Here is a 12856-nt window from a genome sequence, read left to right on the forward strand (position 1 = left end):
AACGGATACATGGTCTATTACGTTCGATGCAAGGAGACGCTTATGTCCGACACGATCCGATTCACACTTGATGGCCAAGAGGTCGAAGCCCAGCCCGGTGAAACCATTTGGGAAGTGGCCAATGGCCGCGGGCTGATCATTCCGCACCTGTGTCATAAACCGGCACCCGGTTATCGTCCCGACGGCAATTGCCGCGCCTGTATGGTGGAAATCGAAGGCGAACGCACATTGGCGGCGTCCTGTATCCGTGAACCGGGCGAAGGCATGGTGGTCACCACCAACAATGCGCGCGCAACCAATGCCCGCAAAATGGTGGTTGAGCTGTTGCTGGCGGATCAACCTGCCCAAGACGTGTCGCATGATCAGGGATCACATCTGTGGGATATGGCCAACGCCAACGACATTTCCGAAAGCCGGTTCCCCGCCCAAGAGCCCGATCATATCCCGTTGCTGGATGACAGCCACGTTGCCATGTCGGTCAATCTGGATGCGTGTATCCAATGTGGTCTATGCGTGCGCGCCTGTCGCGAAGTGCAGGTCAACGATGTAATCGGCATGTCCGGGCGCGGTCACAATGCCTATCCGACATTTGATCTGGCCGACCCTATGGGCGCCTCAACCTGTGTGGCCTGTGGTGAATGTGTGCAGGCCTGCCCAACCGGGGCTTTGATGCCGGCTGCGGTGGTTGATGAAAACCAAATCGGCAACAGCAAAGATTTCGACAGTGAAACCGAAAGCGTCTGCCCGTTCTGCGGCGTCGGCTGCAAGGTCAGCCTGAAGGTCAAAGACAACAAGGTGAAATCCGTTGAGGGTATCAACGGCCCCGCCAACGAGGGCCGCCTGTGTGTCAAAGGCCGGTTCGGATTTGACTACATCCACCACCCCCATCGCCTGACCAAACCACTGATCCGTCGCGATGACGCCCCCGCCAAAGGTCTGAACGTCGATCCCGGCAATCTGGGTACTCATTTCCGCGAAGCCACATGGGAAGAGGCGATGGATTTGGCCGCCAAGGGGCTGATCAAGCTGCGCGAAGAGAAAACCACAAACGTTGCTGGTTTTGGCTCTGCCAAATGTACCAACGAAGAGGCGTATCTGTTCCAGAAATTCATCCGTCAGGGTTTTGGTCATAACAATGTCGATCACTGCACACGGCTGTGTCATGCCTCATCTGTGACGGCGTTGATCGAAAATGTTGGGTCTGGCGCGGTGACTGCGACATTCAACGAAATCAAAAACGCCGATGTGGCGATTGTCATTGGGTCCAACCCGATTGAAAACCACCCGGTTGCGGCGACCTATTTCAAACAATTCGTCAAACGCGGCGGTAAATTGATTGTCATGGATCCGCGCGGCGTTGGTCTGCGTCGGTTTGCCGATGAAATGGTCCAATTCCGCCCCGGCGCGGATGTGTCGATGCTGAATGCGATCATGCATGTGATCGTCCAAGAGGGCCTGTATGACAGTGCCTATATCGAAAAATGGACCGAAAACTGGGACGCTGAAAAAGAACACCTGAAAGCGTTCAGCCCAGAAGCCATGTCCGAAATCTGTGGCGTTGAACCGGACCAATTGCGCCGGGTTGCGCGCACCTTTGCCAATGCCAATGCCGGCCTGATTTTCTGGGGTATGGGCGTGTCACAACACATCCACGGCACGGATAATTCTCGCTGCCTGATCAGCCTTGCGCTGATGACGGGCAATGTTGGCAAACCGGGCGCGGGTCTGCACCCGCTGCGGGGGCAAAACAACGTACAAGGTGCCTCTGATGCGGGGCTGATGCCGATGTTCCTGCCCGATTACCAATCGGTCACCAGCGATGATGTGCGTGAAAAATTCACCGGCGTTTGGGACAGCGAAGATTTCAGCAACGAAAAGGGCCTGACCGTCACCGAAATCGTTGATCAGGTTTATGCGGGCAATATCAAAGGCATGTATATTCAGGGTGAAAACCCCGCCATGTCCGACCCGGATGTGGAACATGCGCGCGATGCGTTTGCCAAACTGGAATTGCTGATCGTGCAGGACATTTTCCTGACCGAAACGGCCAATTATGCGGACATTATCCTGCCTGCTTCGGCGCTCTATGAAAAGAACGGGACGGTGTCCAACACCAACCGTCAGGTCCAACGGGTCCGCCCCGCCGTGACCCCACCCGGCGAGGCACGCGAAGATTGGGCCATCACCGTTGAACTGGCGCAGCGGATCGGACTGAACTGGGATTACACCGATGTCAGCCAGGTCTTTGCGGAAATGAAACGCACGATGAAGTCGCTGGATAACATCACCTGGGAACGGCTAGAGACCGAAACAGTGACCTACCCGTCCCTAAGCCCGACCGATCCCGGCCAACCGATTGTGTTTGGGGATGGCTTCCCACGCGCAGAGGGCCGGGCGAAATTCACGCCTGCTTCTGTGATTGCCCCGGACGAAGCCCCGGACACGGATTATCCGATGATCCTGACCACCGGGCGACAGCTGGAACATTGGCACACTGGGTCCATGACCCGGCGATCCTTGGTTTTGGACGCGGTGGAACCCGAAGCAAACTGTTCTCTGCATCCCGGCACCCTGCGCCAAATGGGGGTCGAACCGGGCGATATGGTGCGCCTGACAACCCGGCGCGGATCGATTGACATCATGGCCCGCGCAGATCGCGCCATCGCCCCTGATATGGTGTTTGTTCCCTTCGCCTATGTCGAAGCTGCGGCCAATGTTTTGACCAATCCGGCGATTGATCCATACGGTAAAATTCCGGAATTTAAGTTCGCAGCGGTCAAAGTTGAGAAGATCGAACGGGTCGCTGCCGAGTAATTTTGCAAGAGTGATTCACACCCAGACGTTGAAAACCCGTGGCAGTGCCGCGGGTTTTCAACGTTAATACGTCAATGCTATTGTCCTAACAGCGTCGCGCGACAATCTGTCATCTGATTAGGGCCGGGTCGGCCCCAAACCCCTACTTTTCAAGGGATAAACGGCGAAATTGAAAAGATATCACGCCAATGTGGAAATAAGATTTCGCGGATCGCCGCCGATTTGAAAGGATTAAATGAACGTTCGTTCAAAAAATGCATTGACGCGCGGCATTCTCCTTCTCAGAATGATGGTGTGCTGCATTGGGAGATGTGGCGCATACGTCGGAACATAGCCGACGAGGGAGGACAACTGGTGACACATTCATCTGCGCCCAATGCGGTGCCAGACTCAATTCCAGCTCTGCTGGCACGCAACGTAGCCGCACACGGGGGCAAAGCCGCCTATCGTGAAAAGGAATTCGGGATCTGGCAGAGCTGGACTTGGGCAGAAGCTGCTGAGGAAATCGATGCATTGGCGATGGGGCTGATTGCAATCGGATTGAACGAAGGCGACCACGTCGCGATTATCGGGCGCAATCGTCCGGCCATGTATTGGTCGATGATTGCCGCACAGAAAGCGGGCGCCGTACCCGTGCCGCTGTATCAGGACGCGGTTGCCGAAGAAATGGCATATGTTCTGGAACATTGTGGCGCACGGTTTGTGATCGCAGGGGATCAGGAACAGGTCGATAAGGTGATCGAAGTACAGGAAACTGTGCATGGGATCGACCAGATCATCTATGTCGATAAACGCGGTTTGCGCAAATACGACCACACACACATGAACGCGATGGAAGATGTCCAAGCCGAAGGTCGTGCCGGGCATTTCCGTCTGGAACCTCTGATGCAGGAACGCGTTGCCAAGCTGACGCTCGATAGCAAATGTGTGATGCTTTATACTTCTGGCACCACCGGCCGCCCCAAAGGCGTGGTGATGTCCAACAGAAACATCATCGAAACATCGCGCAATTCGTCAGAGTTTGACCATTTGCGCGCCGGTGACGAAGTGCTGGCCTATTTGCCGATGGCATGGGTTGGGGATTTCATTTTCTCGATCGGTCAGGCGATGTGGACGGGGTTCTGTGTGAACTGCCCAGAAAGCGCGTCGACGATGAAAACCGACATGCGTGAAATTGGGCCGACCTATTTCTTTGCGCCGCCACAAGTGTTTGAAAGCCATCTGACCGAAGTCATGATCCGCATGGAAGACGCCAGCAAGCTGAAGCAATGGCTGTTTCACCATTATATGGATGTTGCGCGTCGGGTTGGTCCGAAAATTCTTGATGGTAGCAATGTCGGCGGATTGGATCGTCTGCGCTATGCGCTGGGCAAACTTTTCATCTATGGCCCGCTCAAAAACACGCTTGGCCTTAGCCGCGTGCGCGTTGGTTACACCGCGGGCGAAGCAATCGGTCCTGAATTGTTCAGCTTTTACAGATCCTTGGGGATCAACCTAAAGCAGCTATATGGCCAGACCGAAGCCTCTGTTTTCATTACACAGCAACCTGATGGTCAGGTGCGTTCTGACACTGTTGGTGTGCCAAGTCCGGGTGTTGAGCTGAAAATCGAAGATTCAGGCGAAGTGTTCTACCGCTCGCCCGGGACTTTTGTGGAATATTACAAAAACCCCGAAAGCACCGCATCGACCAAAGATGCCGAAGGTTGGGTCGCGACTGGGGATGCCGGGTTTATCGAAAAATCCAGCGGCCATCTGCGGATCATCGACCGGATCAAAGACGTGGGCAAAATGGCCAATGGGTCCATGTTCGCGCCAAAATTCGTGGAAAACAAACTCAAGTTTTTCCCGAACGTTTTGGAAGCGGTCATGTTTGGCAACGGGCGCGACAATTGCGTGGCCTTTATCAATATCGACCTGACGGCAGTGGGCAACTGGGCAGAGCGCAACAACATCGCTTATGCGTCCTACCAAGAGCTGAGCCAGAATGAGCAAGTGTTGGAAACCATTCGCGAACATGTCGAAGAGGTGAACAAAAGCGTCGCCCAAGACGAGATGTTGAATGGGTGCCAAGTTCACCGGTTCTTGGTTTTGCACAAAGAGTTGGATGCGGATGACGGCGAAATGACCCGAACCCGCAAAGTGCGTCGCCGGATCGTAGAAGAGAAGTTTTCTGATTTGATTACAGGTCTCTATAGTGGCGCCGCCGACGTTTATACCGAAACCGAAGTCACCTACGAAGACGGTCGCAAAGGCGCGATCAAGGCGACACTGAAGCTGATGGATGCCAAAACATTCCCAGCGACAGGAACGATTGGGATGGCCGCGGAATGACCAATACAGCAGAATCCTTTGTCACTCCGGACGGGCGCACCATTGGCGGCGTCATGATGGAAATGAAAAATATCACCCTGCGATTTGGCGGTGTGGTTGCGATCAAAGACATCTCTTTTGACATTCGCGAAGGCGAAATTCGCGCGATCATTGGGCCAAACGGCGCCGGGAAATCGTCGATGCTGAACGTAATCAGCGGGTTCTATCATCCGCAAGAAGGCGAAGTTTGGTATCACGGGTCAAAACGCCCATCGATGCGGCCCTATCAGGTGGCGCAACAGGGCATCGCCCGGACGTTCCAAAACATCGCCCTGTTCGAAGGCATGTCAGTGCTGGACAACGTGATGACCGGCCGTTTGACGCATATGAAATCCGGCCTGTTTGCCCAAGCGTTGTGGAAAGGCAAAGCCGAGCGAGAAGAAACCGCTAACCGGGAAGTCGTTGAAAAGATTATCGACTTTTTGGAAATCCAAGCCATTCGTAAAACCCCTGTTGGGCGTTTGCCTTATGGTTTGAAAAAACGTGTCGAATTGGCGCGTGCGCTGGCGGCGGAACCAAAGCTGTTGCTGTTGGATGAACCCATGGCGGGTATGAACGTCGAAGAAAAAGAGGACATGAGCCGCTTTATTCTGGATGTGAATGACGAATTTGGCACCACAATCGCCCTGATCGAACACGATATGGGTGTGGTGATGGATCTGTCCGACCGCGTGGTTGTGATGGATTACGGCAAAAAAATCGGCGACGGCACACCCGACGAGGTGCGCAATAACCAAGACGTCATCGACGCATATTTGGGGGTGGCACATGACTAAACAGCTGCATCAATCCCAAACATTCGTTTCAATCAGGGAGGCCTATCATGCCGACTGAATTTCTATATGGCGTCGAAGTCCTGCTGAACGGGCTCATGGCGGGTGTTCTTTATGCTCTGGTCGCGCTGGGTTTCGTTCTGATCTACAAAGCATCCGGAATTTTCAACTACGCCCAAGGGGTTATGGCGCTTTTCGCGGCGTTGACTTTGGTCGGTATAATGGAAGGGCAGATCCCATTTGCCCATATCATCAACGCCACATTTGGCACTGAGCTGCACCATTTCGGCTGGCATGCGCCTGCGTTACTGGCGATTTTGCTGACGGTTGGCGTGATGGTGATTTTCGCCTGGCTTGTGCAACAATTCATCTTTCGCCACTTGGTTGGGCAGGAACCGATTATTCTGTTCATGGCCACGATCGGGCTTGCTTACTTCTTAGAAGGTGTGGGCGATCTGATGTGGGGGTCTGAGATCAAGAAACTGGACGTGGGTCTGCCACAGGGTGGGTCTATATGGCTCGAAGAAGCGACAGCCGGTCTGGGTGACGATAAATTCTACGGGTTCTTTATCGATAAACTCGACATGGTGGCGACTTTGGTTGCGGCAATCCTGGTGATCGGGCTGGTGATTTTCAGCCAATACACAAAACAGGGCCGTGCAATGCGGGCTGTGGCGGATGACCACCAGGCGGCTCTGTCGGTTGGCATTTCCCTGAACTTTATCTGGGTTCTGGTGTGGTCGCTGGCCGGGTTCGTGGCGCTGGTTGCAGGCATCATGTGGGGTGCAAAATCCGGTGTGCAATTCTCGCTGTCTTTGATCGCACTTAAGGCGTTGCCGGTGCTGATGCTGGGCGGATTTACATCCATCCCCGGTGCCATTGTCGGCGGTTTGATCATCGGTGTCGGTGAAAAATTGTTCGAATTCCTGATCGGCGCGCCGTTCCTTGGGGGGGCCACTGAAAACTGGTTCGCCTATGTTCTGGCACTGTTGTTCCTCGTCTTCCGGCCTCAGGGTCTGTTCGGCGAAAAGATCATCGAAAGGGTCTAAGCATGAACAAGTTGATCGCTATCATCTGTGTTGTGTCTTGGTCCGGGTTCTGGGCGTTCGGATATATCGCCCTAACCACCCAAGTGCATGATTCAATACAACTCACCATCGCAGCTTTGTTGGCATTTGCCGGCTTGATAACTGGGATATCCGCCTATTTTCGACTGGCACAATTCGCCGAAGAAAATGGCATGTCACACCGGGCAGGGGGCGCAATCGTGTTCCATAAAAATAACGGACAGGAGATCGGCTGATGTTTTATCGTGAAGCGGGTGATTTCAAAACCTCATACCAAGAAGACAGCCAAACCTTTCCGATCAAGTTTGATCGCTACCGGTACTTCTTTGTTCTGATCGTCGCGTTCGGCGTGTTGCCATTCCTGATGAATGATTACTGGGCCAGCTCTTTCTTTGTGCCGTTCATGATCTACGCGATCGCGGCGATTGGTCTGAACATTCTGGTGGGTTTCGGTGGCCAAGTGTCGCTGGGAACCGGTGGATTTATGGCCGTGGGCGCCTATGCCTGCTATAAATTGATGACGTCCTTTCCTGAGGTGTCGATCATCATCCACGTCATTCTGGCAGGGGGCATAACCGCCGGTGTCGGGGTCCTGTTCGGCCTGCCAAGCCTGCGGATCAAAGGGTTCTATCTGGCTGTGGCAACGTTGGCAGCGCAGTTTTTCCTTGTGTGGTTGTTCAACAAGGTGCCGTGGTTCTACAACTATTCCGCATCTGGTCAGATCAACGCACCTGAACGCAGTGTTTTTGGGATCATCGTCACAGGGCCAAACACGGATGCGTGGGCCAAGTATATGATTTGCCTGATTTTCCTGACCGTTGCTGCACTGATTGCCCGCAACCTGACGCGGGGATCCATTGGACGTAAATGGATGGCGATCCGGGATATGGACATCGCGGCTGAAATCATCGGCGTGAACCCATTGACGGCCAAATTGACGGCCTTTGCGGTTAGCTCTTTCTTTATTGGGGTGTCCGGCGCGTTGTTCTTTGCGGTCTATCTGGGCGCTGTTGAAGTTGGCGAAGCGTTTGGCATCACCAAATCATTCCTGGTGTTGTTCATGATCATCATCGGCGGGCTTGGATCAATCTTTGGATCCTTTGCCGGGGCTGCGTTCCTGGTCTTGCTGCCGGTTGTGTTGAAACTGGTGGGCGTGGATCTGCTGGGCTGGCCGACAGATATCGTGGCGCACATCCAGCTGGTGATTGTGGGCGGCCTGATCGTGCTGTTCCTGATCCTTGAACCACATGGGCTGGCGCAATTGTGGCGCGTCGCCAAAGAAAAACTGAGACTCTGGCCGTTCCCACACTGAGGAGAGTGGGCGGCACCATGAGACGACCGGGAAAATCCGGCAACCAAGGTCAACCATAGGGAGGATATGACCGATGAAAATGACCAAACTTGCAGCCGTGGCTGTGGCAGGCGCCGTAAGCGCCGGTGTAGCATCCGCAGATCTGGTGATCCCAGATTTGTCTTACCGGACAGGCCCATACGCCGCGGGCGGGATTCCTTTCTCGGACGGTTATCAGGACTACTTTGCCCTGCTGAACGCCCGTGATGGCGGGATCGGCGGCGAAGCCATTCGCCTGATCGAATGCGAAACCGGCTATAACACCGAAAAAGGTGTGGAATGCTACGAAAGCACCAAAGGCGAAGGCGCGCTGGTTTATCAACCGCTGTCCACAGGTATCACCTATCAGCTGATCCCACGTACCGAAGTTGACGGCATTCCGCTTCATACGATGGGCTATGGCCGTACATCTGCGGCGAACGGCGAAATCTTCCGTAATGTGTTCAACTATCCTGCGAACTACTGGGATGCGGCATCGGTTGCTGTGAACTATCTGAGCGATGAAAACGGTGGCAGCCTAGAAGGCAAAACCATCGCGCTGCTGTATCACAACTCTGCTTACGGTAAGGAACCAATCCGCACGCTGGAAATTCTGTCCGAACAGATGGGTTTTGAATTGACCCAACTGGCTGTTGACCACCCCGGTCAGGAACAGAAATCACAGTGGCTTCAGATCCGTCGCGAACGTCCTGATTACGTTCTGATGTGGGGCTGGGGCGTGATGAACCAAGTTGCGATCCAAGAAGCGGCCAACGTGAACTTTCCTATGGAAAACTTCATCGGCAACTGGTGGTCCGGTGCGGAACATGACGTGATCCCTGCGGGTGACGCGGCCAACGGCTACAAATCGTTGAACATGAACCGTATTGGCGAATTGCCGGTCTTTGCTGAAATCCAGACACATGTTGTGGATGCGGGCAATGCAGCGGGTGACGGATCAAATGTTGGGTCCGTTCTGTACACACGCGGCATGTATGCAGCGATCCTAGCGGCCGAAGCGATTGCAAAGGCTCAGGAAATCCACGGTGTTTCCGACATTACCCCAGCGATGATGCGCGACGGTATGGAAGCGTTGGAAATGACAGCTGCGCGGATGGACGAACTGGGTGCGCCCGGTGTTGGTCCTGAATTCTCCGTGTCCTGTTCTGATCACGGTGGGTCCGGTATGGGCATCGTTCAGCAATGGGACGCAAGTGCCATGCAGTGGAATGCTCTGACTGATTATCTGGAATCAGATCAATCCGTTATCGCGCCATTGGTGGCCGAAGATTCCGCTGCCTTTGCTGCGGAAAACAACATCACCGCTGGCTGTAACTAAGCCTTTTGCGCGGGCCTGAAACCTTGGGCCCGCGCGTCTTTTCTGACTTTCTATTGGAGCGCTGAAATGCTGGATGCGACGCCGACCAATCCCGCCAATGCAGAGACCGAAAATCTGCTGGAGCTGAACAATATCGAGGTGATCTATAATCACGTGATCCTTGTGCTGAAAGGTGTGTCCCTGTCTGTGCCCAAAGGCGGAATCACCGCCCTGCTGGGGGGGAATGGCGCCGGAAAAACCACAACCCTAAAGGCGATTTCCAACCTGCTGCGGTCTGAACGTGGCGAAGTCACCAAAGGGTCGATCCTGTATCGCGGGGAAACCGTGCAGGACAAACAGCCCTCTGATTTGGTGAAACGCGGCGTGATCCAAGTGATGGAAGGCCGCCATTGTTTTGAACACCTGACCATCGAGGAAAACCTGCTGACCGGCGCCTATACCCGGTCTGATGGGTCCGGCGCGGTTAACGCCGATCTGGAAATGGTTTATGAATATTTCCCACGTCTGAAAGAGCGCCGTAAATCGCAGGCGGGTTACACGTCTGGTGGGGAACAGCAAATGTGTGCCATGGGGCGCGCATTGATGTCACGGCCCGAAACGATCCTGCTGGATGAACCTTCCATGGGGCTGGCGCCACAGCTGGTGGAACAGATTTTTGAGATCGTGAAAAACGTCAACGAAGGCGAAGGCGTGACGTTCTTGTTGGCCGAACAGAACACCAATGTGGCGCTGCGCTATGCGCATCAGGGCTACATCCTTGAAAACGGGCGTGTCGTCATGGAAGGCCCCGCCGCAGAGCTGCGCGAAAATCCAGATGTGAAAGAATTCTATCTTGGTGTGTCTGATGACGGTCGCAAAAGCTTTCGTGACGTGCGGTCCTATCGTCGCCGGAAACGTTGGTTGGCGTGATTGCAGCGCGCAGATCAATCGCCGGGCATGATCCGGATGGTTGGTCGGTGCGCGTATCGCCGCCCCCGACTTGGGGGTTTGCGGCTGACATCCGATTGCATCGCGGGGCCCAATTCCATATCTGGCGCGGGCTGCGCGGCGCGCATTTCCTCAATACGTTCAATGGCTTCTGCACGGGTGTTGCGAATGTTGGGGCGCATATCCTTGGCTTCGTAGCGCAGGCGAATGTCGGCTTCGGTTTCGCTGTCAGGCGCATAACGGGCCGCCCCCAATGCGTAGCTGGCATTCAGATGTTGATTGCGCGCGGTGAACTGCACCCAGGCCGCCGGGTCGATCCGGGTTCCGGTGTAGTTATACAGCAGATACCAGCGATGATGCGACGGGCGCATCGCCTCTTCGATCCAGTTGTGGATGTCGTTGACGTCGCGCGAATGTTCAAACGTCACACCGGACAGATCGACCTCAAAGATGTCGTTCTCAACGTCTTGGTGGAACCGCTGAACAAAGTCCGCCTTGTGGTAGTTGGGGATGTGATTGGGGCGTGCCAGGCGGGTCGATTGCCGGGTTTTCAGATGTTCCAGCGCCGTTACGCGACTGGGAAACAGGTTGGACACAGCGCGATCCGTGCCTTTGTTGCGCTCGATTTGCGCCACCGTATCAGGATCCGCGTCAAACCGGATTGTGGCCATGGAATGCGCCTCGCTCAGATCGCGCCCACGTCGGGTGAACGCAAACCAGGCATCCCCATCGATGCGATAATCCTGCGTGTTGACCATAAAAAACCACAGCGGTTCGCCGGTTTCCAGCAGCCGCTCTTCGATCCTGTCATAAAACGCATTCACATCCGCAGTTGTATGGAAATACAGCCCGGTGAACGTGATTTCCACGATCAGCAACGCCTCGTGAATGGTGATCCGCGGATCAAGCGCATCAGCGGTGAAAGTGTCGGAATACGTCGTCATACTGGGCCTCATATCTTGGGCGCAGCTGTGACAAATTTAGAAACATCCCACAATGTCGCTTGGTGTCGCGGCAAAGATAAGAAATGGTAGAAACATGACCTATTACGATGATCTTGAAACCCGCAGCCAAGAAGCCCGTGAAGCGGCGCAATTCACCGCGTTATTGGATCAGATCGCCCGGGTGAAATCCGCACAGAGCAATGCCCTGCCGGATATCACGCTGACCTCGCTGGCGGATTTGGCCAAATTGCCGGTACTGCGTAAATCCGACCTGAGCGATTGGCAAAAGCAACAGCCGCCCTTTGGGGGCATGTTCACCGCCAATGTCAGCCACGTGTTTCAATCCCCCGGACCGATTTATGAACCCGGTAGCATGGGCCATGATTGGTGGCGGTTCGCACGTTTCCTGAACGCGGCGGGCATCGGCAAAGGTGATGTGATCCAGAATTGTTTTGGCTATCACCTGACACCGGCGGGCACGATGTTTGAAAATGGCGCACGCGCTGTTGGAGCCGTGGTTTTGCCCGCAGGCACCGGTCAGACCGAATTACAGGTGCGCGCTGCGGCCGATGTTGGCACCACGGCTTATGCCGGAACCCCTGATTATCTAAAGGTAATTCTGGAAAAAGCCGATGAAATGGGCATCACATTAAAGATCAGCAAAGCCGCCGTTTCAGGGGGCGCGTTGTTCCCGACGCTTCGGCAATGGTACGCCGATCGGGGCATCACATGCCTTCAGGCCTATGCGACGGCCGATTTGGGCAATATCGCTTATGAGACGACACCAAACGAAGGGCTGATCGTGGACGAAGGGCTGATCGTGGAAATTGTGACACCGGGCACGGGCGATCCTGTGGCGCCGGGCGAGGTGGGCGAAGTGGTTGTCACATCGCTGAACCCGGACTATCCGCTGATCCGGTTTGCCACCGGCGATTTGTCTGCCGTGATGGACGGCGCCAGCCCCTGTGGCCGCACAAATATGCGCATCAAGGGCTGGATGGGCCGCGCCGATCAAACAACCAAGATCAAAGGCATGTTTGTACGCCCCGAACAGGTGGCGCAATTGGTGGCCCGCCACGCTGAAATCGACCGGGCCCGTGTGATTGCGGATCGCGATGGCGAATCCGATGTCATGGCGGTGCAACTTGAATGTAGCGCTGGGGATGCCAACATGTTTGCGGCATCCGTGCGTGAAATATTGAAACTGAAAGGGGACGTGACGTTGCATGCGCCCGGTTCCCTTCCCCGCGACGGGCTCGTGATTGAGGATCGCCGCACCTACGACACCTAAA

10 protein-coding genes are annotated in these 12856 nt (G+C 54.9%); 9 read left to right on the forward strand and 1 reads right to left on the reverse strand.

What is annotated here, in order from left to right; translation table 11 throughout:
- Nucleotides 1-42: 42 nt before the first annotated feature.
- From fdhF to AB1F12_RS01545, 8 genes are all read left to right on the forward strand, one after another.
- Complete coding sequence (gene fdhF / locus AB1F12_RS01510) at nucleotides 43-2814, forward strand: formate dehydrogenase subunit alpha (protein ID WP_368186066.1); 2772 nt, start codon at nucleotides 43-45, stop codon at nucleotides 2812-2814.
- 354 nt (nucleotides 2815-3168) lie between these two features.
- The gene (locus AB1F12_RS01515) at nucleotides 3169-5145 is read left to right on the forward strand and encodes an AMP-binding protein (protein ID WP_368186068.1); all 1977 of its coding nucleotides are present in this window, start codon (nucleotides 3169-3171) and stop codon (nucleotides 5143-5145) included.
- Nucleotides 5142-5960 (forward strand): ABC transporter ATP-binding protein, encoded by an 819-nt coding sequence (locus tag AB1F12_RS01520; RefSeq protein ID WP_368186069.1) that lies wholly within the window; start codon nucleotides 5142-5144, stop codon nucleotides 5958-5960. The genes AB1F12_RS01515 and AB1F12_RS01520 overlap by 4 nt, the downstream gene beginning before the upstream one ends.
- 47 nt (nucleotides 5961-6007) lie before the next feature.
- Nucleotides 6008-7006 (forward strand): branched-chain amino acid ABC transporter permease, encoded by a 999-nt coding sequence (locus AB1F12_RS01525; RefSeq protein ID WP_368186072.1) that lies wholly within the window; start codon nucleotides 6008-6010, stop codon nucleotides 7004-7006.
- 2 nt (nucleotides 7007-7008) lie between these two features.
- Nucleotides 7009-7260 (forward strand): hypothetical protein, encoded by a 252-nt coding sequence (locus tag AB1F12_RS01530; RefSeq protein ID WP_368186073.1) that lies wholly within the window; start codon nucleotides 7009-7011, stop codon nucleotides 7258-7260.
- Nucleotides 7260-8336: a branched-chain amino acid ABC transporter permease gene (locus AB1F12_RS01535; RefSeq protein WP_368186075.1), complete on the forward strand. Its 1077-nt coding sequence runs from the start codon at nucleotides 7260-7262 to the stop codon at nucleotides 8334-8336. The genes AB1F12_RS01530 and AB1F12_RS01535 overlap by 1 nt, the downstream gene beginning before the upstream one ends.
- A gap of 73 nt (nucleotides 8337-8409) precedes the next feature.
- Nucleotides 8410-9693, forward strand: a complete 1284-nt coding sequence (locus tag AB1F12_RS01540; protein WP_368186077.1) for an ABC transporter substrate-binding protein — start codon at nucleotides 8410-8412, stop codon at nucleotides 9691-9693.
- Between the two features lie 66 nt (nucleotides 9694-9759).
- On the forward strand, nucleotides 9760-10602 hold the full coding sequence (locus AB1F12_RS01545; protein ID WP_368186079.1) for an ABC transporter ATP-binding protein: 843 nt from the start codon (nucleotides 9760-9762) through the stop codon (nucleotides 10600-10602).
- 14 nt (nucleotides 10603-10616) lie between these two features.
- Here the strand turns inward: AB1F12_RS01545 and AB1F12_RS01550 are convergent, their stop codons facing one another.
- On the reverse strand, nucleotides 10617-11564 hold the full coding sequence (locus tag AB1F12_RS01550) for a hypothetical protein (protein WP_368186082.1): 948 nt from the start codon (nucleotides 11562-11564) through the stop codon (nucleotides 10617-10619).
- A gap of 94 nt (nucleotides 11565-11658) precedes the next feature.
- Here AB1F12_RS01550 and AB1F12_RS01555 point away from each other — a divergent pair, with 94 nt between their 5' ends.
- Nucleotides 11659-12855, forward strand: a complete 1197-nt coding sequence (locus tag AB1F12_RS01555) for a phenylacetate--CoA ligase family protein (protein WP_368186084.1) — start codon at nucleotides 11659-11661, stop codon at nucleotides 12853-12855.
- Nucleotide 12856: the final 1 nt, after the last annotated feature.

This window comes from Aestuariibius sp. HNIBRBA575, assembly GCF_040932005.1.
In the GTDB taxonomy this organism is placed as follows: Bacteria; Pseudomonadota; Alphaproteobacteria; order Rhodobacterales; family Rhodobacteraceae; genus CANLNM01.